This is a genomic window from Mesorhizobium sp. LCM 4576 (genome assembly GCF_001854815.1).
In the GTDB taxonomy this organism is placed as follows: Bacteria; Pseudomonadota; Alphaproteobacteria; order Rhizobiales; family Rhizobiaceae; genus Mesorhizobium; species Mesorhizobium plurifarium.
In genome coordinates, this window is the sequence record NZ_MDDT01000020.1 from 63,666 (window position 1) to 87,688 (window position 24,023).

General features: G+C 65.8%; 24 protein-coding genes. 15 read left to right on the forward strand and 9 right to left on the reverse strand.

All coding sequences use genetic code 11. The annotated features are described in order from the left end of the window. Window position 1: 1 nt before the first annotated feature. The 4 genes from pcaG to pcaD are packed head-to-tail and all read right to left on the reverse strand — an operon-like array spanning window position 2 to window position 2,570. Window positions 2-616, reverse strand: a complete 615-nt coding sequence (pcaG, locus tag LCM4576_RS11315; protein ID WP_071032192.1) for a protocatechuate 3,4-dioxygenase subunit alpha — start codon at window positions 614-616, stop codon at window positions 2-4. Continuing rightward, complete coding sequence (gene pcaH / locus LCM4576_RS11320; protein WP_071032193.1) at window positions 616-1,368, reverse strand: protocatechuate 3,4-dioxygenase subunit beta; 753 nt, start codon at window positions 1,366-1,368, stop codon at window positions 616-618. Before pcaH ends, pcaG begins: the two co-directional genes overlap by 1 nt. After that, on the reverse strand, window positions 1,361-1,765 hold the full coding sequence (pcaC, locus tag LCM4576_RS11325; protein ID WP_071032194.1) for a 4-carboxymuconolactone decarboxylase: 405 nt from the start codon (window positions 1,763-1,765) through the stop codon (window positions 1,361-1,363). Before pcaC ends, pcaH begins: the two co-directional genes overlap by 8 nt. Then, window positions 1,758-2,570: a 3-oxoadipate enol-lactonase gene (gene pcaD, locus LCM4576_RS11330; protein WP_071032238.1), complete on the reverse strand. Its 813-nt coding sequence runs from the start codon at window positions 2,568-2,570 to the stop codon at window positions 1,758-1,760. The genes pcaC and pcaD overlap by 8 nt, the downstream gene beginning before the upstream one ends. 92 nt (window positions 2,571-2,662) lie before the next feature. Between pcaD and pcaQ the strand changes: the two genes are divergently transcribed. The 8 genes from pcaQ (at window position 2,663) to LCM4576_RS11370 (ending at window position 10,791) form a co-directional block, all read left to right on the forward strand. Beyond that, window positions 2,663-3,580: a pca operon transcription factor PcaQ gene (gene pcaQ / locus LCM4576_RS11335; RefSeq protein ID WP_071032195.1), complete on the forward strand. Its 918-nt coding sequence runs from the start codon at window positions 2,663-2,665 to the stop codon at window positions 3,578-3,580. Between the two features lie 181 nt (window positions 3,581-3,761). Further along, window positions 3,762-5,078 (forward strand): ABC transporter substrate-binding protein, encoded by a 1,317-nt coding sequence (locus tag LCM4576_RS11340; protein WP_071032196.1) that lies wholly within the window; start codon window positions 3,762-3,764, stop codon window positions 5,076-5,078. An 85-nt stretch (window positions 5,079-5,163) separates the two neighbouring features. Continuing rightward, window positions 5,164-5,838: an ABC transporter ATP-binding protein gene (locus LCM4576_RS11345; RefSeq protein ID WP_274534961.1), complete on the forward strand. Its 675-nt coding sequence runs from the start codon at window positions 5,164-5,166 to the stop codon at window positions 5,836-5,838. After that, window positions 5,835-6,563: an ABC transporter ATP-binding protein gene (locus LCM4576_RS11350; protein ID WP_071032197.1), complete on the forward strand. Its 729-nt coding sequence runs from the start codon at window positions 5,835-5,837 to the stop codon at window positions 6,561-6,563. Before LCM4576_RS11345 ends, LCM4576_RS11350 begins: the two co-directional genes overlap by 4 nt. Further along, window positions 6,560-7,456 (forward strand): branched-chain amino acid ABC transporter permease, encoded by an 897-nt coding sequence (locus LCM4576_RS11355; protein WP_071032198.1) that lies wholly within the window; start codon window positions 6,560-6,562, stop codon window positions 7,454-7,456. The genes LCM4576_RS11350 and LCM4576_RS11355 overlap by 4 nt, the downstream gene beginning before the upstream one ends. Then, entirely contained in the window at window positions 7,453-8,514 is a 1,062-nt protein-coding gene (locus LCM4576_RS11360) for a branched-chain amino acid ABC transporter permease (RefSeq protein WP_071032199.1), read from the forward strand. The genes LCM4576_RS11355 and LCM4576_RS11360 overlap by 4 nt, the downstream gene beginning before the upstream one ends. 2 nt (window positions 8,515-8,516) lie before the next feature. Beyond that, window positions 8,517-9,302 carry a coniferyl-alcohol dehydrogenase gene (locus LCM4576_RS11365; protein ID WP_071032239.1) on the forward strand — a complete coding sequence of 262 codons (786 nt, stop codon included), beginning with the start codon at window positions 8,517-8,519 and terminating at the stop codon, window positions 9,300-9,302. A gap of 43 nt (window positions 9,303-9,345) precedes the next feature. Next, window positions 9,346-10,791 carry an aldehyde dehydrogenase gene (locus LCM4576_RS11370; protein ID WP_071032200.1) on the forward strand — a complete coding sequence of 482 codons (1,446 nt, stop codon included), beginning with the start codon at window positions 9,346-9,348 and terminating at the stop codon, window positions 10,789-10,791. A gap of 4 nt (window positions 10,792-10,795) precedes the next feature. Here LCM4576_RS11370 and LCM4576_RS11375 read toward each other — a convergent pair whose 3' ends face one another. From LCM4576_RS11375 to LCM4576_RS11395, 5 genes are all read right to left on the reverse strand, one after another. Continuing rightward, the gene (locus LCM4576_RS11375; protein WP_071032240.1) at window positions 10,796-11,650 is read right to left on the reverse strand and encodes a sugar phosphate isomerase/epimerase; all 855 of its coding nucleotides are present in this window, start codon (window positions 11,648-11,650) and stop codon (window positions 10,796-10,798) included. Window position 11,651: 1 nt separating this feature from the next. Next, window positions 11,652-12,428, reverse strand: a complete 777-nt coding sequence (locus LCM4576_RS11380; RefSeq protein WP_071032201.1) for an ATP-binding cassette domain-containing protein — start codon at window positions 12,426-12,428, stop codon at window positions 11,652-11,654. Continuing rightward, window positions 12,425-13,411 carry an ABC transporter permease gene (locus LCM4576_RS11385; protein ID WP_071032202.1) on the reverse strand — a complete coding sequence of 329 codons (987 nt, stop codon included), beginning with the start codon at window positions 13,409-13,411 and terminating at the stop codon, window positions 12,425-12,427. Before LCM4576_RS11385 ends, LCM4576_RS11380 begins: the two co-directional genes overlap by 4 nt. 147 nt (window positions 13,412-13,558) lie before the next feature. Beyond that, window positions 13,559-14,548, reverse strand: coding sequence for a substrate-binding domain-containing protein (locus tag LCM4576_RS11390; RefSeq protein WP_071032203.1), 990 nt, complete (start codon window positions 14,546-14,548; stop codon window positions 13,559-13,561). Between the two features lie 60 nt (window positions 14,549-14,608). Further along, window positions 14,609-15,685, reverse strand: a complete 1,077-nt coding sequence (locus tag LCM4576_RS11395) for a LacI family DNA-binding transcriptional regulator (RefSeq protein ID WP_040984007.1) — start codon at window positions 15,683-15,685, stop codon at window positions 14,609-14,611. Between the two features lie 147 nt (window positions 15,686-15,832). Here LCM4576_RS11395 and LCM4576_RS11400 point away from each other — a divergent pair, with 147 nt between their 5' ends. From LCM4576_RS11400 to LCM4576_RS11430, 7 genes are all read left to right on the forward strand, one after another. Next, the gene (locus tag LCM4576_RS11400; protein WP_071032204.1) at window positions 15,833-16,864 is read left to right on the forward strand and encodes a hydroxyacid dehydrogenase; all 1,032 of its coding nucleotides are present in this window, start codon (window positions 15,833-15,835) and stop codon (window positions 16,862-16,864) included. A 241-nt stretch (window positions 16,865-17,105) separates the two neighbouring features. After that, a complete protein-coding gene (locus LCM4576_RS11405) occupies window positions 17,106-18,320 on the forward strand; it encodes an ROK family transcriptional regulator (RefSeq protein WP_071032205.1) in 1,215 nt (404 codons plus the stop codon). Next, window positions 18,317-19,570, forward strand: a complete 1,254-nt coding sequence (locus LCM4576_RS11410; RefSeq protein ID WP_071032206.1) for a M20 family metallopeptidase — start codon at window positions 18,317-18,319, stop codon at window positions 19,568-19,570. Before LCM4576_RS11405 ends, LCM4576_RS11410 begins: the two co-directional genes overlap by 4 nt. Window positions 19,571-19,605: 35 nt before the next feature. Further along, window positions 19,606-20,664 (forward strand): substrate-binding domain-containing protein, encoded by a 1,059-nt coding sequence (locus LCM4576_RS11415; protein ID WP_071032207.1) that lies wholly within the window; start codon window positions 19,606-19,608, stop codon window positions 20,662-20,664. A gap of 64 nt (window positions 20,665-20,728) precedes the next feature. Next, entirely contained in the window at window positions 20,729-21,790 is a 1,062-nt protein-coding gene (locus LCM4576_RS11420) for a substrate-binding domain-containing protein (RefSeq protein WP_071032208.1), read from the forward strand. Between the two features lie 43 nt (window positions 21,791-21,833). Continuing rightward, a complete protein-coding gene (locus LCM4576_RS11425; RefSeq protein WP_040983996.1) occupies window positions 21,834-22,805 on the forward strand; it encodes an ABC transporter permease in 972 nt (323 codons plus the stop codon). A 12-nt stretch (window positions 22,806-22,817) separates the two neighbouring features. Beyond that, window positions 22,818-24,017, forward strand: coding sequence for an alanine racemase (locus LCM4576_RS11430; protein ID WP_071032209.1), 1,200 nt, complete (start codon window positions 22,818-22,820; stop codon window positions 24,015-24,017). Window positions 24,018-24,023: the final 6 nt, after the last annotated feature.

A 24,023-nucleotide genomic window follows, 5' to 3' on the forward strand; every position in this document is an offset into this window, starting at 1 on the left:
GTCAGCTGTCGAAGAAGACCGTCTCCTTTTCGCCCTGCAGGTGTATGTCGAAGACGTAGGCATCGCCCTGGCGCTCGGCGATCAGCGTCGGCACGCGCAGGCGATGTTCGATGCAGGCAAGGATCGGGTCCTCGGCATTGGCCTTTTCCTCGTCCGAGAAATAGAGGCGCGTATGCAGGCCGAGATTGATGCCGCGCGCCACGATCCACAGCGTGATGTGCGGCGCCATCAACCGGCCGTCGCGGAACGGCACGCGACCCGGCTTGATCGTCTGGAACAGGCAGACGCCCGTTTCCATGTCGGTCGGCTGCCGGCCCCAACCCAAGAAGTTCGGATCGGCCGTGCCGCGCAACTCGGCGGGCGAATTGTACAACCCGGCGGCATCCGCCTGCCAGATCTCGATCAGCGCGTCCTTGAGCGGCGTGCCGGTGCCGTCGAGCACGCGGATACGCAATTCGATGCGCTCGCCCCTGGTCTCACCGTTGAGCATCGTCGAGCCGAGGTCGCTCGCATAGACACCGCCGATGCCGCAGAAATTGGGTGTCAGCCCGATATGCACATAGGGGCCGGCGGTCTGCGAAGGGCTCTCCTTCAACCGGTCGAGCGACTGCGCCATCAATTGCCCTCCGGCCTGTTCTCGAACAGCGTCGAGCGGCGCCCGCGCAGCACGATGTCGAACTTGTAGGCGAGCGCGTCCATCGGGATGGTCGACTGCATGTCGAGCGCAGCGATCAGCGCCTCGATCGCTTGCTTGTTGGAAATTCCGCCGACGATCGGGCAGCGCCAGATCAGCGGATCGCCCTCGAAATACATCTGTGTGATCAGCCGCTGCGCGAAGCCGTGGCCGAACACCGAAAAATGGATATGCGCCGGCCGCCAGTCGTTCGGACCGTTCGGCCAGGGATAAGGCCCGGGCCTGACGGTGCGAAAGGCGTAGCCGCCGTCCTCGCCGGTGATCGTGCGGCCGCAGCCGCCGAAATTCGGGTCGAGCGGGGCGAGATAGCCGTCCTTCTTGTGGCGGTAGCGGCCGCCGGCATTGGCCTGCCAGAATTCGAGCAGCACGCCGGGGACACCGTTGCCGCGCTCGTCCAGCACACGCCCATGGACGATGATGCGCTCACCGAGCGCGCTCTCGCCGGCTTTGGCGAAATTGTGGATCAGGTCGTTGTCGAGCTCGCCGAGCATCGTGTGCCCGAACACCGGTCCGGTCAGTTCCGACAGCGTGTTGTCGAACGACAAAAGCGCCTTTTGCGGCGAGCGCAGCACCGAGCTCTTGTAGTTCGGCGTGAAGGCCGGCGGATGCCATTGGCGGTCGCGCTGGAAGAAGGCACCGGTTTCCGGCGCCCGGTTGGTTCCTCGCTCAGCCATGGGCGGTCTTGGCTCCGTCCATCTGCGCGAACACCTCCTTGGCGATCTTGAAAGCGCGGTTGGCGGCCGGCACGCCGGCATAGATCGCGACATGCAGAAAGGCCTCGCAGATATCGTCGCGCGTGGCGCCCGTGTTGGCGGTGGCGCGCACATGCATGGCCACTTCCTCGTCATGGCCGAGCGCCGCAAGCAGCGCCAGCGTCACGATCGAGCGCTCGCGCTTCGACCAGCCGGGCCGTGCCCATACCGTTCCCCAGGCGGCTTCGGTGATCAGCTGCTGGAACGGCCGGTCGAAATCGGTCRCGGTATCCTCGGCGCGGTCGACATGGGGATCGCCGAGCACGGAGCGGCGAACCTCGAGACCGGTCCGGTAGCGGTTCTTCGTGAGATCATCCATGAGCAGACTTTCCCTCGGGCAACGAGGCGACGAAATCGCGGATCAAGCTRACGAGCGCTTCGGGCTGCTCGATGCACGGGATGTGCGCGGCATCGCGGATCACTTCGAAACGCGCGCCGGGGATCAGGCCGGCCAGCGAGCGGACAAGATCGGGCGGCGTCGAGCCGTCCTGGTCGCCGACGGCGCAGAGYGTCGGCACAGCGATGCGCCGCGCGCTATCGGTGAAATCTGCATCGCGCACCGCCATGCAGGTGCCGATGTAACCAGGCAGCGCCTGCCGGGTCAGCATGTTGCGGCAGCCGGCCAGATCGGCCGCGCGCGCGGCGTGGAATTCCGGCGTGAACCACACTTTCATGATGCCGTCGGCGATCGCCTCGATGCCGTCGCGCTCGACGGTTGCGATACGCGTATTCCAGCTCTCGGCCGTGCCGATCTTATGCGCGGTGTCGCTGAGGATGAGCGCCTCGACGAGTTCGGGCCGGCGGGCGCAAAGCCGCTGCGCGACCATGCCGCCGACGGAGAGGCCGAAGAGCACGACCTTGTTGAAGCCGAAGTGGTCGATGAGGCCCGCAAGATCGTCGACATGGTCGTCGATGGAACGCGCGCCGCTGCCGATATCCGACAGACCATGGCCACGCTTGTCGTAGACCAGCATCGGCATTTCACCGGTGAGCTTTGCCACGACGTCGTCCCAGATGCGGAAGTCGGTGCCCAGCGAATTGATGAAGATGATCGGACGCGACGTGCCCGTCGCCTTGATGAAGCGGTGATGCAGCGTGACGCCGCCTATGCTGACGAATGGCACGATTTCGATCCTCCAAACCCACATTGCACGAGCAGTTTGGTTCGGTAAAATGATATTTTGCGGCGTTTCATTAACTCTGAGGTTATCGAACCATGGCCGAAAGCCGAATCCGCTTCCGCCATCTGCAGGCGTTTCTCGCGGTCGCGCGGCAAGGCAGTGTCGCGCGCGCCGCCGACTTCCTGCATGTCAGCGCACCGGCCGTGACCAAGACCTTGCGTGAGTTGGAAGAAGCGCTCGGCGTCGCGGTGGTCGAGCGCGACGGCCGCGGCATCCGCGTCACGCGTCTCGGCGAGATCTTCCTCGGACATGCCGGCTCGGCGATCTCGGCGCTGAAGCGCGGCGTCGATTCCGTGCGCCAGGACGGCGCCCTCAACCGCGACCCGATCCGCATCGGCGCGCTGCCGACCGTATCGGCGCGTGTGATGCCGCTCGCCATGAACCTGTTCCTCGAGGAAAACACCGGCGCCGCGCTCAAGATCGTCACCGGCGAGAACGCGGTGCTGCTCGAGCAGTTGCGCGTCGGCGCGCTCGACCTCGTCGTCGGCCGCCTCGCGGCCCCGGAGCATATGACCGGCTTCTTCTTCGAGCACCTCTATTCCGAGCAGGTGCTGTTCGTGGTGCGGGCAGGACATCCCCTGTCGGAACCAGGAACAGACATCTTCGCGCGGCTCGACGACTTCCCCGTCCTGATGCCGACGCGGGAATCCGTCATCCGGCCTTTCGTCGACCGGCTCTTCATCACCAATGRCATGACCGCGCCGGCCACGGAAATCGAAACCGTTTCCGATTCCTTCGGCCGTTCCTTCATGCGCCAGAGCAACGCCGTATGGATCATCTCGGCCGGCGTCGTCGCCAACGAGATCGCCAGCGGCGCCTTTGTCGCCTTGCCGGTGGACACGGACGAGACCAAGGGGCCGGTGGGCTTGACGATGCGCACCGACACAGCGCCCTCGCCTGCCTTCACCATCCTCTTGCAGACGATCCGCGAAGCGGCGCGGCACCACGCCTGACGATCGGGTCGGCAGTCCGAATTTCACTAACCCATAGGTTAATGAAACACCGTAAAATATCATTTTACCGAACCAAACCGCTAGTGCAATGTGACCTCCGGAGGATCGAAAGCCGTGCTGTCCGGCCGCAAGCGGAAGACCCGTTTGCCGTCGTGTCGAACGGCGACTGAGGGAGGAGCAGATGTCTCATAGTATCGGCAGCAAGCCCGCCATATCGGGCATTTCACGACGCCAGTTCATCGCCACGTCGATGGGCGGCGGCGCGGCACTTGCATTCGGCCGCGGCAAGGCCTTCGCGCAGGCCGCCGACACGCTCAAGGTCGGCTTCGTCAGCCCGCGCACCGGCCCGCTTGCCGGCTTCGGCGAGACCGACGGCTATGTGCTCGACCTCGCCCGCAAGGCCCTGGCCAGCGGCATCGAGCTCGGCGGCAACAAATACAGCGTCGAGATCCTCGATCAGGACACGCAGTCGGATCCGTCGCGCGCGGGCCAGCTCGCCAAGGACCTGATCAACAACCAGGCGATCGACCTGATGCTCGCGGTCTCCACGCCGGAGGTCATCAATCCGGTCGCGGACGCCTGCGAGGCCGCCGGCGTGCCCTGCCTGTCGACGGTCATGCCCTGGGAGGCCTGGTATTTCGGCCGCGGCGCCAAGCCCGGCGCGCCCTCGCCGTTCAAATGGACCTATCATTTCGGCTTCGGCGTCGGCGAATTCTTCAAGACCTACATTTCGCAGTGGAACCTGATCGAGACCAACAAGAAGGTCGGCGTCATGTATCCCAACGACGCCGACGGCAACGCCATCCGCGCAAACCTGGCGCCGCTTCTGGCCAAGCAGGGTTTCACGATCGTCGATCCCGGCGCCTACGAAACCGGCACTACCGACTATTCCTCGCAGATCGCGCTGTTCAAGCAGGAAGGTGTCGAGATCTTCAACTCCTTCCCGATCCCGCCCGACTTCGCCGCCTTCTGGCGTCAGGCCGCGCAGCAAGGCCTGACAAGGCAGATCAAGATCGCCCAGGTCGCCAAGACCGGCCTGTTCCCCTCGGACATAGAGGCGCTCGGCGATCTCGGCATGAAGATTTCCAGCGCCGCCTATTGGCACAAGGCCTTCCCGTACAAATCGCCGCTGACCGGCGTTTCGGGAACGGAGCTTGCCGACGGCTATGAGGCGACAAGCGGCAAGCAGTGGACGCAGCAGCTCGGCGCCTCGATGTCGCTGCTCGACGCCGGCTTCGAAGCGCTGAAGGCGAGCACCGACGCCAAGGACAAGGCAGCGGTCGCCAAGGCGCTGAGCACGCTGAAGACCGAGACGATGATCGGCAAGGTCGATTTCACCAGCGGCCCGGTCGCCAATGTCTCGCCCGGCCCGATCATCGGCACGCAATGGGTCGCCGCCAAGGAAGGCTCGAAGTTCCCGCTCGACTATGTCGTGACCGAGAACGCCACCGACCCGAACGTGCCGGTCGGGGCCAAGCTCCAGCCTTACAACGGCTGATCAAGTCGAGGACCGCATCGTGAACGCCACGCCCAACGGTGCGATCCTCAGCGCCGCCGGCATCCACAAGCGCTTCGGCGCGCTTGTGGTGCTCGACGACATCGACTTCGCCATGGGCGCCGAAGAAGCGGTCGGCATCGTCGGCCCCAACGGCGCCGGCAAGACGACGCTGCTCAGCGTGCTCTCCGGCGCCTATCCGCCAAGCGCCGGAACGATTGCCTTCAAGGGCGATGACGTGACGGCGCTGCCGGCAACGCAGCGCTGCCGGCTGGGCCTCGTCCGCACGCACCAGGTGCCGAAACCCTTCGGCGGCATGACCGCCTTCGAGAATGTCTTCGTCGCCGCCTCGCACGGCGCCGGACTCGGCCGCGACGAGGCTTACGAGGAAGCGCTCGGCTCGCTGAAGCTCTGCGGCATGCTCAGTGTCGCCAACCGCCGTGCCGAGACGCTCGGCCTGCTCGACCGCAAGCGGCTGGAGCTGGCCCGCGCGCTCGCCGCGAAACCGACCCTGCTTCTGCTCGACGAGATCGGCGGCGGCCTTACCGACGGCGAGGCCGGCGAGCTCGTCGAGACCATCCGCGAATTGCGCCGCCGCGGGATAGGCATCGTCTGGATCGAGCATATCGTCCACGTTCTTTTGCAGGTGGCCGAACGGCTGATCTGCATGGATGCCGGGAAGATCATCGCCGATGGCGAGCCGCAAGCGGTGATGGCCGACCCGCAAGTGATCAGCGCCTATCTCGGCGGAGGCCCGAAATGAGCCTGCTGTCAGTCGAGGATCTGGTCGTCCGCCATGGCCTGCTGCAGGCGGTGCGCGGCGTCAGCTTCGACGTCGCACGCGGCGAGACGCTGGCGCTGGTCGGCGCCAACGGCGCGGGCAAGACCACCTTGCTGCGCGCGATCGCCGGCGCGCATCAGGCAGCCTCGGGCCGCGTGGTCTTCGACGGCGCCGACCTTTCCGGCGTGCCCTCGCATGAACGTGTCCGCAAGGGCATCGCCTTGGTGCCCGAGGGCCGGCGCCTCTTCGTGCAGATGACGGTGGAGGAAAACCTTCTGCTCGGCCGCAGCGCCGGYCGCGCCGGCGACTGGAGCGTCGAGCGCGTGCTCGAAACCTTCCCCAACCTCAAGCCCCGCCGCCATGCCAGGGCCGGACATCTCTCCGGCGGCGAGCAGCAGGCGACCGCGATTGGCCGCGCGCTGATGAGCAATCCCGACCTGCTCCTGCTCGACGAAGTCTCGCTCGGTCTCTCGCCGTTGATCGTCGACCGCGTCTATGCCTCGCTGCAGGAGCTGATCAGTTCCGGCACGACGATCATCCTGGTCGAGCAGGATCTCAACCGCGCGCTCTCTGTCTCCAGCAAGGTCATCTGCATGCTGGAGGGCCGGAWCGCGCTCGCCGGCGACAGCATGACCGTTTCGCGCGACGAGGTGACCAAAGCCTATTTCGGCCTGCACCGGAAAGGCGCCGGAGGCGTGCCGGCATGATGAACCAGATCGTCCAGGGCATCCTGCTCGGCGGCTATTACGCGCTGATCGCCTGCGGCCTCTCCTTCATGTTCTCGGTGATGCGCATCATCAACCTTGCGCATGGCAGTCTCGCCGTGCTGTCGGCCTTCGCGCTGTGGCTGCTCGCCTCGCGCTTCCACATCCCGCCCTTCCTCGGCCTCGCCATCGTGCTGCCGTTGATGGCGGTGATCGGCTGGGCCTTGCAGCGATTCCTGCTCGAGCGCAGCGCGCGCGGCGGCGCGCTGCTGCCGATCCTCACCACCTTCGGCCTTGCGATCGTCATCGACAATGTCCTGTTCGAACAGTTCGGCGCCGACACGCGCTCGCTGGCGCCCTTCATCGGCAGCCTGTCCTACGATTCCTGGGAATGGCCAGGCAGCCTCTATGTCGGCAAGCTTGCGGTGATCATCTTCGTCACCGCCGTCGTCCTGCTCGGCGGACTGCAACTGTTCCTCACCCGCACCGGCCTCGGCCGCTCGATCCGCGCCACGTCGGAAGACCCGGATACGGCAGGCCTGGTCGGCGTCGACGCGCGCCGCGCCAACGCCGTCGCCGCGGCCATCGCCATGGTCACGGTCGGTCTTGCCGGCGCCTTCCTCGGCATGCGCGCTACCTTCGATCCCTATGCCGGCGCGACGCAGCTACTGTTCGCCTTCGAGGCGGCCGTCATCGGTGGCGCCGGCTCGCTCTGGGGCACGCTGATCGGCGGCATTGTCCTGGCGCTCGCCCAGACGCTCGGCGCGAAGATACACCCGCAAGGCTTTCTCATCGGCGGCCATGTCGCGTTCCTGATCGTACTGTTCATCCGCCTCTATACCTCCGGCCTCGGCCTGCGCGGCTTGCTGCGCCTCTCCACCGGGAAGGCGTCATGAACGCCGCCTCCCCTGTCATCGAACGCGGCACCGCCGCCTCGCGCATCGCCGGCATCGGTGTCGTTGCCATCGTCCTGCTGCTCGCCCTTGCGCCGCAGTTCCTGTCGGCGGGCGCTGTCGATCGCATGACCGCGCTGTTCATCTATGTCATCCTCGCCGCGATGTGGAATGCGCTGGCCGGCTTCGGCGGTCTGGTCTCGGTCGRCCAGCAGGTGTTCTTCGGCCTCGGCGCCTATTTCGCCATCCGGCTTGCCAATGCAGGCCTCGACCCGTTCGTCGCGCTCTTCGTCTCGGCGGTCATCGTCGGCGCGGTCTCCTGGCCGATCTCGCTGTTCATGCTGCGCCTGAAGAACGGCGAATTCGCCATCGGCATGTGGGTGATCGCGGCGCTCACCCATCTCCTCGTCAATCTCGACCGGCTGATCCAGGGCGAGACCGGCACGTCACTGATCTCGCTCAACGTCTACGATGCATCGACGCGCAGGCTGACCATCTACTGGCTGGCGCTGGCGTCGATGATTGCGTTGCTTGCGATCCTGTTCGGCCTGCTGCGCGGAAGCACCGGCGCCGCCATCCGCGCCATCCGCGACAACGAGGATGCGGCAGCCTCCGTCGGCGTGCGCGTCATCGGCACCAAGCGGCTGCTCTTCGTGCTCGCGGCCTTCGGCATCGGCGTCGCCGGCGCGCTATGGCTGGYGACCGCCATCACCTTCCAGCCCAAAACCTATTTCAACGTGCAGTGGACCGCCTACATGATCTTCATGGTGCTGGTCGGCGGCATCGGCACCTTCGAAGGCGCCATCCTCGGCGCGCTGCTCTTCTTCCTCATCGAGACCTGGTTCGGCGGCACCGGCGTCTGGTACCTGATCGGGCTCGGCGCCACGGCGCTGGTCTTCTCGCTGCTCTTGCCGCGCGGTCTCTGGGRCACGCTCGAGGAACGCTTCGGCTGGCGCCTGCTGTCTGTCGGCTACCGCGTCAGGCTTCCCACCAGCGTGGCGGATCCGACCGGCGAGACCATTTCACCAGCACCCACTGYGGCACACAGGGAGAAGGCATGAGCATGCTGTTCGGCAAGACGATCCTCATCACCGGCGTCGCCTCGGGCATCGGCGCGCGCACGGCGGAACTGGCGGGCCAGCTCGGCGCCGATGTGATCGGTGTCGATCTGCGCGAGCCGGCCGGGCGTCAAGGCGTCTTCGTCCAGGCCGACATTTCGTCAAAGGCCGGCGTCGACGACCTCGTCGCGCGGCTGCCGCAGCGCATTGACGCGCTCTGCAACGTCGCCGGCCTCTCCGGCAACACAGGTGCGGCGCCGACGCTTGCCGTCAACTTCTACGGCCTGCGCGCGCTCTCCGAAGCGATGGCGCCGAGGCTTCGAGAAGGCGGCGCCATCGTCAACGTCGCCTCGATCGCCGGATATGGCTGGCGCGCCAATCTGAACCGCGCCGCCTCGATGATCAGCGTCGAAGGGTTTCCCGATGTGGCCAAGGTGATTGCCGACCACGCGGTGAAGAACGAGGAAGGCTATCCCGTCTCGAAGGAGCTCTTGCTCCTGTGGACCTTCCGCGCCGCGCACCAGGACCTGTTCAAGAGCCGTGGCATCCGCGTCAACGCAGTCAGCCCCGGCCCGGTCGAGACGCCGATCCTGAGACAGTTCCGCGCGGTCCTCGGCGATTCCAAGGTCGACAGCGATATCGCCCGCGTCGGCCGCGCCGGCACGTCGGGCGACATTGCGCCGGCCGTGCTGTTCCTGTGCTCGGACGGGGCGCGTTGGATCAATGGCGCCAATGTGCCCGTTGACGGCGGCCTCGAAGCGTCGATCAACGCGGAAGTGCTTGGCTTCTAACATCCAGTTTGCAACGCTTCATTGGGAGCGAGGGGAGAAACCCATGGACATTGGACTTCTGATCGACGGCGACGAGCGGGCGGCAACGGGCAAAGCCTCGTATGAGCGCCTGGATCCCTTCACCGGCAAGCTCGCGACGCGCGCCGCCGCCGCAAGCATCGCCGACGCCAACGCGGCCGCCGATGCCGCGGCCGCTGCCTTCGACGCTTGGTCGAAGACCGGGCCTGGCGAACGCCGGGCGCTGCTCTTGAAGGCGGCCGACGTCATGGCTTCCAAGGTCRGCGAGTTCACCAAGCTGATGATGGAAGAGACCGGCGCCACCGGCCCCTGGGCCGGCTTCAATGTCATGCTGGCGTCCAACATGCTGCGTGAGGCGGCCGCGATGACCACGCAGATTGCCGGCGAGATCATCCCGTCCGACAAACCCGGCACGCTCGCTATGGCGATCCGCCAGCCGGCCGGCGTCTGCCTCGGCATCGCGCCGTGGAATGCGCCGGTCATCCTCGGCACGCGTGCGCTGGCGATGCCGCTCGCCTGCGGCAACACGGTGGTGCTGAAGGCGTCCGAAATGTGCCCCGGCACGCATCGCCTGATCGGTCAGGCGCTGGTCGAGGCCGGCCTGCCCAAGGGCGTGGTCAATGTCGTCACCAACGACCCGAAGGACGCCGCGGCAATCGTCGAGGCGCTGATCGCGCATCCGGCGGTGAAGCGCGTCAACTTCACCGGCTCGACCAAGGTCGGCCGCATCATCGCCGAGCTCTCCGGTCGCCACCTCAAGCCGGCCCTGCTCGAGCTCGGCGGCAAGGCGCCGCTCGTCGTGCTTGACGACGCCGACATCGATGCGGCCGTGAATGCCGCTGTTTTCGGCGCCTTCATGCACCAAGGCCAGATCTGCATGTCGACCGAGCGGCTGATCGTCGACGAGACAATCGCCGACGAGTTCGTCGCCAAGCTCGCCGCGCGCGCCGCACAATTGCCGGCCGGCGACCCGCGCGGCCATGTCGTGCTCGGCTCGCTGATAAGCAGCCAGGCGGCGGATAAGATGGAAGAGCTGACCGCCGATGCGACCGCCAAGGGTGCCAAGCTTGCCGCCGGCGGCAAGCGGACCGGCACGGTCGTGGAAGCCAYGCTCCTCGATCACGTGACGCCCGCCATGCGCGTCTATTCGGAAGAGTCCTTCGGCCCGGTGAAGCCTGTCATTCGCGTGAAGGGCGAAGACGAGRCCGTGCGCGTCGCCAACGACACCGAATACGGYCTGTCCTCCGCCGTCTTCAGCCGCGACATCCGCCGCGCTTTTGCCGTTGCCGCGCGCATCCAGGCCGGCATATGCCACATCAACGGCCCGACCGTCCACGACGAGGCGCAGATGCCGTTCGGCGGCGTGAAAGGCTCCGGGTAYGGCCGCTTCGGCGGGAAGGCCTCGATCGCCGAATTCACCGACCTGCGCTGGGTGACGATCGAGGATCCGGGTCAGCACTACCCGTTCTGACACTTCAGCCCAGCGTCAACCCCGCCTTCCTCGCTTCCTCGCGCAGGAACGGCAGGCCGACCTCGATGACGTCGCGCGGATCTTCCGCCACCGGCCGCCACACGGCGAGCCCGCCGGCGATGTCGACATCGACATGGTTCATGCTTTCGAGCGTGATCGCGCCCTGATAGCCGATGTCGGCGATCGCCTTCATGCAGGCCACCCAGTTGAGCATGCCGCGCCCCGGCACGCCGCGATTGGCTTCCGACACATGCACATAACCGAGATAGGGCGCTGCCGCCTCGAAACCGGAAGCAAAACTCTCCTCCTCGATATGCATGTGGTAGGTGTCGAGATGGATGAAGATGTTTTCGGCGCCGACCCGCTCGATGATCCGCGCCGCGTCGATGCCGCGGTTGATCAGATGCGTCTCGTAGCGGTTGCAGGGCTCGATGCCGAGCTTCAGGCTGCGCGACTTCGCCGATTTCGCCGCGCGTTCGAGGAAGYGGCACATGCCGTCGATCTCGCGCTGCGTCRGCGCCCGTCCGGTGGTCTTGCCGATCGTGCCGTAGGTGACGCCGCCCAGCGCCTCGGCGCCCACCTCGTTGCAGACCTTGAAGGCCGGCTGCAGGAAATCGAGCGCTTCGTCCGGCCGCTCGACCACGTCAAGCGCGCGCGGCAGGCCGAGCGACGGGATAAGCTCGACGCCATAGTGGTTGGCAAAGCCGCGCGTGCGCTTGGTGTCGATCTCCTCGGGACGCAGCAGCGGGATCTCCATCAGGCCGATGCCGAGCTCCTTCAGTCTGTCCATCTGCGGCTCGATGCGGGCGAGGTCCCAGACCGGAGCGATGGCGAAAGTGTGCAGTCCGAAGGTGTTCATGTCAGCCTCGTTGTTCATGCGCCGCCGCTGCGGCCGTATCGCCGCCGCCGACGATGCGGCTGACGACTTCGTTCATGTTGGTGTTGGCGGTGACGAGATCGGCATCCGCCCGCCCGTGGCGCAGCACCACGATACGGTCGGTGACTGACAGCACGTCGTTCAGCCGGTGCGAGATCAGGATGACGGCGATGCCTTCCGACTTCAGCCGCCGGATGAGGTCGAGCACACTCTGCACCTCGCGCACGGCAAGTGCTGCGGTCGGCTCGTCCATGATGACGAGCTTGGGATTGAAGGTGAGCGCACGCGCGATCGCCACGGTCTGCTGCTGGCCGCCGGAGAACGAACCGACCGACCGGTTTATCGACRGCAGATGCGCGCCCAATCGCTCGATCATCTTCGACGCCTGGCGATCCATCTCGCTTTTGTCGACGAAGCCCGGGAACAGGCCGAACAGCCGCTTCGTCGGCTCGCGCCCCAGGAAGATGTTGGAGGCCACGTCCTGCTGCTTGGCCAGCGACAGATCCTGGTAGATCATCTCGATGCCGAGCTGGCGGCGCTGGCCAGGGTCGAGGGCAAGAATGTCCTTGCCGTCGAATTCGATCGAGCCCGAGTCGGCACGGTAGATGCCGGTGATGGTCTTCATCAGCGTGGATTTGCCGGCGCCGTTGTCGCCGACCAGTCCGACCACCTCGCCGGCCGCGACGGCGAGATCGACGCCATGCAGCACGTCGACCGCGCCAAAACTCTTGCGGATGCCGCGAAGCGAAAGCAGGGTCATACGCGCGACTCCTTCCGCACCTGGTACTGGTCGATGAAGACGGCGAGGATCAGCAYGGCACCGATGGCCATCTGCTGGTAGTAGGATTGCACCGCAAGCAGCGTCAGCCCGTTCTGCAGCACGCCCATGATCAGCGCGCCGATCATCGTGCCGAGGATCGAGGCGCGGCCGCCGAACAAATTGGTGCCGCCGATGATCGCCGCCGTGATCGCGGTAAGCTCGTAGTTGATGCCGGCGGTCGGGTCGCCAGCGTTGACGCGAGCGGTGAAGAGCAGGCCCGCGAGGCCGGCAAGCGCGCCCGAAAGCGTGTAGATGATGCGGCGGTGGTGCTCGACGCGGATGCCCGCGGCACGCGCCGCACCCTCGCTGTCGCCCAGCGCCAGCGTGTGGCGGCCGAAGCGCGTATAGGCGAGCACCGCATGCGCCACGATCGCCGTCAGCACGAAGATAATCACCGGCATCGGAATGCCGAAGGGCCGCCCCTGGCCGATATAGACGATCTCGGGCGGCAGGCCGTAGATCGCCCTGCCCTGCGAGATGACCAGCGCCAGGCCGCGCGCCAGGCCCAGCATGCCGAGCGTGACGATGAAGGCCGGCACGAAAGCGCGGGTGACCAGTTGCCCGTTGATGTAGCCGGCGATCGCGCCCGCGAGGATRCAGGCGATCACCGCGAAGACCGACGGCCAACCGAGATTGACCGCCACGAAAGCGCCGGCGACGCCGGCCAGACCCATCACCGAGCCGAGCGACAGGTCGAGCCCGCCCGAGCCGATGACGAAAGTGGCGGCAATCGCCAGCACGCCGATCGTCGAGGTGGCCAGCAGGATGTTGAGGAAATTGCTGAGCGACAGGAAATAGGGCGACAAAAGCGCCATCGCCGTGCCCAGCGCAAGAAGCACCACCAGTGACTCCAGCCTGATGTGGAGCCTTTCGACGGATGCGCGTTGCACCCGAGCCCAGAAGCCGGGCTGTTCAGAAGCCATGTCTTTGCACCTTCGAGAGAGGGCGGTAAGGCAGTAGGCAGTAGGGGTTAGGCAGTAGGGAAAATATGGGAGCGATCCGAGCGGTCGAACCCGCGTGCTTCCCCCTACTGCCTACTGCCTACTGCCTATTCCCTATTCCCTATTTCCTCACTTCACATATTGCAGCATCGGCTCCTTGCCGGCGTCGATCACGTCCTTGGTCAGCACCAAGGTCGGCACCGCGATGCTGTCCTCGACCTTGTCGCCGGCGAGAGCCTTCTTGACGTTCTCGACCGCCTGCTTGCCGACCAGATAGGGAAGTTGCGCCACCGAGGCGTTGAGGCGGCCTTCCTTGATCGACTTCACCGCGTCCGAATTGCCGTCGACGCCGATGATCGTCACCTGCGGCCCTTTGCCGGCGGCGTAAACCGACTCCACCGCGCCAAGCGCCATGCCGTCATTAGCGCAGAAGATGGCGACGAGATCGGGATGCGCGGTCAGCGTGTCGGTGGCGATCGAGGCGGCCTTGCCGCGATCCCAGTCGCCCGGCAGCGAGGCGACGATCTCGAGGCCCGGCGCCAGTTCCTTCAGCTTGTCGGCGAAACCCTTGGCGCGCTTCTCGCCGGTGATGTTGCCGGAGAGGCCTTCGATGACCAGCACCGGACCCTTGGCGTCCTTGCCGAGCTTGTTGGCCAGATATTCGGCGCCCTGCGCGCCGGCGGCGATGTTATCGGAGCCGATGTGGAAGGTGACCTTGACGCCCTCCTTGTCGAGCACCGCCTGGTCGAGATTGTTGTCGAGGTCGACGATCTTGATGCCGGCCTCCTGCGCCGACTTCAGGCAAGGCAGGAGATTGGTCGAGTTGATGGCGGCGGTGATCATCGCCACCGGCTTGCGCTCGAGCATCGTGTTGCAGAGATTGAGCTGCGGCTCGGCCGCCTGGTCGCTCTCGGCCGCCTGCTGGAAGTACTTCACCCCGGCTTCCTTTGCGCCGTCCGCGACGCCCTGCGCCATCGCGCCCCAGAACGGATTGGCCAGCGTCTTCATCAGCACGCCGTATTCTCCGTCCTCGGCCTTGGCGGCGCCGACGGCGGAGAACGCAAGCGCGACGCCCACGGCAAGTGTAAATCGATTTATCTTCAAGAAATGCGATATCATTCGATCCTCCGTTGATCCTTGGCGCCGGATGCCTCGGCCAGGGCCGGCGCATGCTTCCGTTCACGACAATGGGGGCTGTTGTCGGTCTCCTCCCCCGGAATGCGGGCCGCTGCCTGGCGAGCCAACGGATTCCCGCATCAACACCTGGCAGGGTTCGAGCCGCGCCGTGGGTGGTCCCACGGCGCCCTCGACCCTGCGAAACAAAAGGTTCATCGCCTCGCTGGCGATCTGGCGCACCGGCTGCACCACGGCCGCGATCGCCGGCCATGTCACCTGCATCCATTCCGCATCGTCGAAGCCGACCAGCGAGATGTCGTTCGGGCAATGCCAGCCGCGCCGGCGGAACTCGGACAGCGCGACAAGCGTGCCCTTCAAAAGCAGCGAATAGACGGCGGTCGGTCGCTCTCCCCTGGCAAAGTAATCGCGCAGCGAAGCCCTGAGCGGCTCGACGCTGACTTCCGAGGTGATGACATCGATGCGCACCGACGGGTTGAGCGCCAGCGCCTGTGTGCGAAACCCTTCCAGGCGCGCCCGCACCGTCGCTGCCTGCTCGGCAAGGCCGATGACCAATATATGGCTGTGCCCATTGCCGACCAGCATCCGCGCCACTTCGGCGCTGGCGGCGGCGCTGTCGGCCGATACCGTATCGAAGGCGTCATCCGAGAGCACGCGGTCGATCAGCACGCCGGTCATGCCGTTGGCTTTCATGAAATCGGCGGCCGGTCCGTGCTCGTTGCGCACCGGCGCCAGCACCACGCCGGCGACGCGCCAGTCATGCATGCGGGCTAGGATCTCCTTCTCGCGCGCTTCCGATTCACGGCTCGACGCGGCGACCAGCGTGTAGCCGCGCTGCTCGGCAAGGCCCTCCAGCTCGGTGACCATCGAACCGAAGAATTCGCTTTCGAATTCCGGCATGATGGCGCCGATGATGCGGCGTTTGGCGCGRCGCATATCGGAGGCTAGAGGATCGACGCGGTAGCCCAGGCGTTCGACGGCATCGAAGACGCGCTGCGCGTTTTCAGGCTTCACGGTTGTGACGCCGGCCAGCACCTTGGAGACGGTGGCTGCCGACACGCCGGCATGGCTTGCCACGTCGTGGATCGACGGACGCCGCTGCCGAACTTCCTGTTGCGCCATTGACCTCCTCCCGAGGGCAGGCAGCCGATTTTGCTGCCTCGCTAATCTAATCGATAAATCGATTTTTCGTTCTTGTAAATCGTTTCACCGGGAGTAAGACTGGAAAGATGCGATTGACGCGATCCAATCGTGTCCCGGGAGGAAAACATGTCCGACAAGACCTTGCCGCTGGTGATCAGCGCGCCCGAACCACGCACGCTCGACCTGATCTTCACGCCGCCGCAACTGGCGCTGTTTCGCAGGAAATATCGCATTGTCGAGACAACGCCGGAAGGCCTCGCAAAGTTGCCGCCGGATGTACTGGCCGAAGCGCGCTACATCGTTGGCCAGCCGCCCATAGCCTCGGAAACGCTACAGAAAATGACGGCGCTGCGCTGCATCTTCAATGTCGAGACCAACCTCCTCAACAACATGCCCTACGAGACACTGTTCGCGCGCGGCATCCATGTCGTCACCACGGGCCTGGTCTTTGYCGAACCGGTAGCCGAACTCGGCCTCGCCATGGCGCTGAACCTCGCGCGCAACATCGTTGATGCCGATCTCGCCTTCCGGCAGGGCGAGGAATTGTGGGGCGGCGACGGCAACCAGACCGCGCGCCTACTTTCGGGTGCTGATGTCGGCATCATCGGCTTCGGCGATCTCGGCCGCGCCCTCAACCGCCTGCTGACCGGCTTCCGTACCCGCACGAAGGTCTATGATCCGTGGCTGCCGCCGTCGATCCTGGTCGACAATGGCGTCGAGCCGGCCTCGCTGGACGAGGTGCTGTCGCAAAGCGATTTCGTATTCGTCGTCGCTTCCGTCACCAGCGAGAACCAGGGTTTTCTCGGCGCCGATGCTTTCGCCAAGATGCGCAAGGGCGCGGCCTTCATCCTGCTCAGCCGCGCCGGCGTCGTCGATTTTCCGGCGCTGATGAAGGCTGTGAAAAGCGGCCACATCGTTGCGGCGAGCGACGTCTTCCCGGAGGAGCCGCTGGCAAAGGACCATCCCGTCCGCGCCCTCCCCGGCTTCCTGCGTTCGGCGCATCGCGCCGGCGCGCTCGACATCGCCTTCAAGCGCATGGGCGACATGGTGCTGGAGGACATGGACCTCGTCGACCGCGGCTTGCCGCCGCTGCGCTCCAAGCGCGCCGAACGCGAGACCGTGTCGCGCATGCGCTCCAAGCCGGTCGACAGGAATTAAGGCTGGCTCGACCACCGACCAGCCAGCACGCACGTGTTCGGAACCGGCTGGATCGTTCGCTTCCGCGGCCCGAACCATGAGCAAACTCGGTTTCGCCGCGGTTGCAGGGTGGGTGCGGCAGCTGGCAGCCAAGTAAATCATCCCTTCCGATTGCGGTCTCCGACAATTCAACGTGATCGTTGACAAGGGTGCCAGTTCAGTAATAAGTTCGGTGACAGAACGAATTAATCAGAGGCCCGATGTGAGCGACCTGCCGCGCATTTCCCGCCAGTTCTCGCAGCGCTCCGTCATGGAGGCGATCGTCCAGGGCGGGCCCATATCGCGGGCCTCGATCTCCAAGCTCACCGGCCTGTCGAAGCAGACGATCTCGGAAATCGTGCGCGGCCTCGAGCAGGAAGGTTGGGTGCAGGAGACCGGGCGCACCAGCGGCCATGTCGGGCGCACCGCCGTCACCTACGAGCTTGTCCACGACGCCGCCTACATCATCGCCGTCGACCTGGGCGGCACCAAGGTGCGCGTAGCGCTGACCGACCTCGCCTGCCAGATCTTCGCCGAAGCGGCGACGCCGACCGATCCGCGYGGCGGCCAGTTCATCATCGACCAGATCGCGGCGCTTGCCTTCCAGGCAGCGGCCAGGGAGCGCATCCCGCGCAAGAAGATCCGCCTTGCCGTCATCGGCGCGCCGGGCGCGCCGGACCCCGCGACCGGCCGCATCCTGCTCGCGCCCAACATCGCCGGCTTCGACGCCATGAATGTGCTCGACGCGTTCGAGAAGGCGCTCGGCGTCGCGGTGATGATCGAGAACGACGTCAACCTCGCCGTGCTCGGCGAGAATTGGYTGGGCCAGGGCCAGGGCATCGACAATCTCGCCTATATCGCGCTGGGCACCRGCGTCGGCAGCGGCCTTATGCTCGGCGGCCATCTGGTGCGCGGCGCCACCCATGCGGCGGGCGAAATCGGTTTCATGYCGATCGGCGCCGATCCGTTCGCGGCGGAATCGCTGCGCACCGGCGCTTTCGAGCGGGCGGTGGCGACGCACGCGATGACCGAGCGCTACAGATCCCTGACCGGCGCGCAGGTCACGGTTCCCGCGATCTTCGAGAACGCGGCAATGGGCGACAAGGCCGCGCTCGCCGTGCTCGACGAAACGGCGCGCTATCTGGCGCAAGGCATAGCCGCGATCGCCGCCGTCGCCAATCCGGAAAAGGTCATACTGGGCGGCTCGATCGGCCTCAGGCCCGAGATCCTCTCACGCGTCAAAGCATTGATATCGCTCTGCTTCCCCTACCCTGTCACGGTCGAGGCCGGCGAGCTGGGCGCGCGGGCGGCACTCATCGGCGCTGCCGCGATCGGCCTTGGCCAGCTGCACAACACGCTGTTCGGCGTCGACGCGCCGGATGGCCGCATTTCACTTCCCACCGCCCAGGCGGCTGCCCTGAAGGAGGTCGTGCTGTGACCAGCGACATCACAACCCGGCTGCGCGCCGTTCTCGATACCGACCAGGCGCTGGCTCTGTTCAGGGGCGCGATCGGCCGCGAGAGCATCACCGGCAACGAAGCGAACTTCGTCGGCTTCCTCGAAGCGAAGATGCGCGAGCTGGGGCTGAGCAGCTTGAGCCGGACGGATTTCCTGCCTGGCAGGCCGAACATCTGGGGCGAGCGCAAGGGAACTGGCGAAGGCAAGCGCCTGCTCTTCATCGGCCATACCGACACCGTCCACGTCGACGGCTGGCGCGAGCATTGGGCCGGCACCGAGCGCGAGGACCCGTTCGGCGCGCCCATCATCGACGGGGCGGTCTGGGGCCGCGGCTCCGGCGATCTCAAGGCAGGCATCACCGCCTCGCTGGCGGCGCTCTCGCTGCTCGACAAGGCCGGCATCCGCCTCAAGGGCGACGTCGCCTTCGCTTTCGTCGGCGACGAGGAAAGCGGCCAGCCCGGCACCGGTGTCTCCGCCGGCATCAAGCATTTTGTCGGCCGCATCGAAGCCGGCGAGGTCGCGGCGCCCGATTTCACCGTCTATGTCGAGCCAACGCGGCTTGCCGTCTACGCCGCGCAGATCGGCTTCTTCATCACCGACATCACGATCACCGGCAAGTCGGCCTATTTCGGCGTGCCGGAGCTCGGCAAGGATGYGTTGCGCGCCGCGCATGCCGCCATGACGGCGCTGTGGAAACACTCGGATGAGGTGGCGGCCCGCGCCGAGCATAAGCACATCGGACGCGGCTTCCTGCTGATCACCGGCCTTACCGGCGGCGGCTATATCGCCGTGCCCGAGCGATGCACGCTGTCGCTGATCCGCAAGCTCCTGCCGGGCGAGGACCTCGACACGGCCGCCGCCGAGATCGAGGCCGCGGTGCGCGGCGCCATCACCGATCCGGAGATCACCGTGGAGTTCGCCTATCCGGCAGGACGCGATCACKGGCTGGGCGGCACCGCCGCCGAGATCGACGAGACGCGTGCCGAAGTCGCCATGCTTTCGCAGTCGATGGCAGGCGCCATGAGCGGACGCGGCGTGATCGAGGGCGCGCCCTTCTGGTCGGAATCCTCGTTCTTCGTCAATCGTCTCGGCATTCCCGCCGTCTATTGCGCGCCGGGCGACATCCGCAACTGCCACACTTTCGAGGAGCACGTCGATGTCGAGGAATACCTCGCCGGCATCGTCGGCTTCGCAGCCTTCATGGCCCGCTATTGCGGCGTGGCCGACTGAACGTCCAACGAAGCAGAAAATGGGAGACTAAGAACATGCTGATGAAGAAATGGATTGCCGCCTTGGCAGGCGGATTGATGCTCGCCGCCGGCGCGGCTCACGCGCAGACGGTCGGACCGCAGGGCGAGACCGCCACCCCGAGCTCCGGCGTGACGCTGAGCGATGCCGACATCGCGGCGCTGAAGGACAAGGGCTACAAGGCAGCCCTCCTGTGGCACACCTCTTCCGACTTCACCAATGCGGTGACCGCGGGCGCCACCGACGAGTTCGCCAAGGCCGGCATCTCGATCGCGGTCAAGACCGACGCGCAGTTCGACGCCGCCCGCCAGCGCAGCGATATCGAGACCGCTTTAGCCGCCAAGCCGAACATCATCCTGGCCCTGCCRCTCGATCCGGTCACCTCGGCCGAAGCCTTCCGCCAGGCGGTCAAGGACGGCGTCAAGCTGGTGTTCCTGTCGAACCTGCCCAAGGATTACAAGCAAGGCGCCGACTATGCCTCGATCGTCACCGACGATCTCTACCAGATGGGCAAGCAGGCGGCCGACGCCATGGCCAAGGCCATCGGCGGCAAGGGCAAGGTCGGCTACATCTTCCACGACGCCAACTATTACGTCACCAACCAGCGCGACCAGTCCTTCAAGAAGACCATCGAGAAGGACTACCCCGACATCAAGATCATCGCCGAACAGGGCATCTCCGACCCGGCCCGGGCCGAGGAACTGGCCAATGCCATGCTGCTGCAACATCCCGATCTCGACGGCATCTACGTGACCTGGGCCGAGCCGGCCGACGGCGTGCTTTCGGCGCTGCGCGGCGCCGGCAACAAGCATACCAAGATCGTCACGCTCGACCTTGCCGAGCCGGTCGCGCTCGACATGGTCAAGGGCGGCAACGTCGCCGCACTTGTCGCCGACAAGGCCTATGAGCTCGGCCGCGCCATGGCCGCCTCCGGCATGAAGTCGCTGCTTGCCCAGCAGACGCCGGCCTTTGTCGTCGCGCCGGCGCTGACCGTGACCAAGGAGAATGTCTCCCAGGGCTGGAAGGACTCGCTCAACCGTGACGCGCCGCAGTCGGTGCTCGACGCGGCGAAATGAAGCCGACGCCCCGGCCCGGCTTGCCGGGCCGGGGCTCTCTTCCTGAACAAAAAGGGGAACCGACATGCGCAAAGCATTGAGCATTATGACTGCATTGGCGAGCCTGTTCGCCGCTCACGCCTTCGCCGCCGAAGGCGTCACCACCGGCCCGAACGGCGAGAAGCCGGTTCCGGCAGCCTCGCTGACGCTGACGGCGGCGCAGGAGCAGCAGATCAAGGACGGCAAGTTCACCGCGGCCCTCGTCTGGCACGAGATGAGCGAGTACACCAACGCCGTCAACGCCGGCGCGCGCGACGAGTTCAAGCGGCTCGRCATCGAGGTGGTGGCGCAGACCGACGCCGGCTTCGACGCCGCGCGCCAGAAGGCCGATGTCGAGACGGTGATGGCCAAGAAGCCGTCGATCATCCTGTCGCTTCCCGTCGATCCGGCRACTGCGGGCTCCGTCTACGATCCGGCCCGCCAGGCCGGCGTCAAGCTCGGCTTCGTCGACAATTGCCCGGCCGGCTATAAGCAGGGCACGGACTACGTCGCCATCGTCTCCGACGACCTCTTCCAGATGGGCAACAAGGCCGGCATCGCCATGGCCGAGGCGCTCGGCAAGAAGGGCAAGGTCGGCTACATCTTCCACGACGCCGATTTCTACGTCACCAACCAGCGTGACGGCGCCTTCAAGAAGACCATCGAGCAGGATTATCCCGACATGAAGATAGCCGCCGAGGCCGGCATGGCCGACCCGGCGCGCTCAGAGGATATCGCGCAGGCGATGATCACCCAGCATCCGGACCTCGACGGCATCTATGTCACCTGGGCAGAGCCGGCGCTGAGCGTGCTTTCCGCGCTGCGCGCCGCCGGCAACACGCACACCAAGATCGTCACGCTCGACCTCAACGAACCGGCCGCGCTCGACATGGTCAAAGGTGGTAACATCGCGGCCCTTGTCGCCGACGAGGCCTACTCCATCGGCGTGACGCTGGCGCGCGCCTCGGCGGGTTCGCTGGTCGGCCTGAAAGCCGAGCCCTTCTACGCGGTCGATTCCATCGCCGTCACCAAGGGCACGGTAAAGGACGGCTGGAAGAAGTCGCTCAACAAGGATGTGCCCGCGACCATCGCGGACGCCATGAAGTAAACGGCGTGGCAGGCTGCGAAGCACGCACCATCGGAGATCGAACATGACCAGCGCCAACACCGGCACCGAGGTGGGCAGCTTCGCCAGCCGCTTCAATCTGCAGCAATATGTCGTCTACCTCGGCTTCCTGGCGATCTTCCTGTTCTTCGCCTTCATGCTGAAGGACAGCGGCTTCCTCACCGTCCGCAACCTCTCCAACATCGTGCTGCAGACGGCCCCGGTGACGATCATGGCGATCGGCCTCGTCTTCGTCATGTCGGCCGGCGAGATCGACCTTTCGATCGGCTCGATCGTGGCGGTATCGGCGCTTGCCGCCGCCGTCACCATCGCCTCCTACGGGATGGCGGCGGGCATCGTCGCCGGCCTGGGCGCCGGTATCCTGATCGGTCTCATCAATGGCGCGCTGGTCGCCTATGTGAAGCTGCCGTCCTTCCTGGTGACGCTGGCGACGATGGGCCTGTTCGCCGGTGTCTCGCGCTCGATGACCGATCTGCGTTCGATCTCGGTCACCAATGAGACCTTTACCGGTTTCTTCGGCTCGGGCTCGCTGCTCGGCGTGCCGTCGCTCATCTGGTGGACGGTGATCGCCATCGCCGTCGGCCACCTCGTCTACCGCGAGACGCGTTTCGGCGCGCATGTGCTGGCAACCGGCGACAATGCCCGCGCTGCAAGCGTTTCGGGCATCAGCGTGCCGAAGATCCGGCTCGCCGTGCTCACCATCAGCGGTGGGCTCGCGGGACTCGCCGGACTGCTTTACGCGGGCCGCCTGCAGGCGGCGAAATACACGCTTGGCGAAACGGACCTGATGACGGTGATCGCCGCCGTCATCGTCGGCGGCACGCTGCTCAACGGCGGCAAGGGCTCGATCGTCGGCGCTCTCGTCGGCTCGCTGATGATGGGCATGCTGAACAACGGGCTGATCCTGATGGGCCTTTCGGTCTCCGACCAGATGATCGTGCGCGGCCTGATCATCCTCACCGCCGTCGCCGTGTCGCTGCGCGACAAATCCCGCTGAAGGAATCCTTCCATGTTTCTCGACGTTCTGCGCCGCCGCAACCCCGCCTTCATCGAAGCGGCGATCGGCCTTCATCAGCAAGGCAAGCTGCCGGCCAACGCCTATGTGCTCGATCTCGATATGGTCGAGCGCAACGCCAAGGTCCTCAAACAGGAAGCTGACCGGCTCGGTCTGAAGATCTTCGCCATGACCAAGCAGGTCGGCCGCTCGAGCTCATTCTGCAAGGCGGTGATGCGCGGCGGCATCGAGCGCGCGGTTGCGGTCGACATGGCTTGCGCGCGCGCCACGTATAAGGCCGGAATGAAGCTCGGCCATCTCGGCCATCTGCAGCAGATCGCGAAATTCGAAGCCGATGCGGCGGCAAGGACCTTCAAGCCAGACTACTGGACCGTCTTCAACGACATCAAGGCCGAGGAAGCAGGCAGGGGCGCCAAGGCCGCCGGCTATGTCCAGGACTTGCTCGCCCGCATCGCTGCCGAAGGCGACATTTTCTACCGCGGCCATGAAGGCGGCTTCGACGCAGGCGAGGTTGTCGCCGTCGCCGACCGGCTCGATGCCATTCCAGGCGGCCGCTTCGCCGGCATAACCACCTTCCCTGCCCTGCTCTTCGACCACGCCGCGCGAAAGGTGCTGCCGACGCCCAATCTGGCGACCTTGAGCAAGGCCGCCGAGGCGCTCGCAAAAGCGGGCCGCAAGGAGATCGAAATCAACGCGCCGGGCACCACGTCGAGCGTCATGCTGGCCGCGCTGGCGGAAGCCGGCGCTACGCAGTGCGAGCCCGGCAACGGCCTGCACGGCACTACGGCGCTGCATGTCATGGAAGACCTGCCGGAATTGCCTRCCGTGCTCTACCTCACCGAGGTCTCGCATCTGTCGGGCGGCAAGGCCTACTGCTTCGGCGGCGGCTTCTATATCGACCCGATCTTCCCCGACTACGACGTCAAGGCGATCGTCTCGGCCGAGCCGACCACCGCCGCCTCGGCGCTCAGAAGCGTCGAGGTGCCGCCGCCCTCGGCGATCGACTACTACGCCATGATCGACGCCTCCGGCGCAGGCGCGCCGAGGCCAGGCGACAGCGCCGTCTTCGGCTTCCGCGGCCAGGCCTTCGTCACCCGCGCCTATGTCGTCGGCGTCTCCGGCATCTCGAAGGGCAAGCCTGTGGTCGAAACCATCGAGAACGGCTTCGGAGAAGCCTATGCCTGGCCCGTTTAGGAGAGT

Coding starts and splice junctions, on each gene's coding strand:
- pcaG (WP_071032192.1), bottom strand. CDS start 616: ATGGCGCAGTCGCTCGACCGGTTGAAGGAGAGCCCTTCGCAGACCGCC.
- pcaH (WP_071032193.1), bottom strand. CDS start 1,368: ATGGCTGAGCGAGGAACCAACCGGGCGCCGGAAACCGGTGCCTTCTTC.
- LCM4576_RS11340 (WP_071032196.1), top strand. CDS start 3,762: ATGTCTCATAGTATCGGCAGCAAGCCCGCCATATCGGGCATTTCACGA.
- LCM4576_RS11355 (WP_071032198.1), top strand. CDS start 6,560: ATGATGAACCAGATCGTCCAGGGCATCCTGCTCGGCGGCTATTACGCG.
- LCM4576_RS11365 (WP_071032239.1), top strand. CDS start 8,517: ATGCTGTTCGGCAAGACGATCCTCATCACCGGCGTCGCCTCGGGCATC.
- LCM4576_RS11390 (WP_071032203.1), bottom strand. CDS start 14,548: ATGATATCGCATTTCTTGAAGATAAATCGATTTACACTTGCCGTGGGC.
- LCM4576_RS11425 (WP_040983996.1), top strand. CDS start 21,834: ATGACCAGCGCCAACACCGGCACCGAGGTGGGCAGCTTCGCCAGCCGC.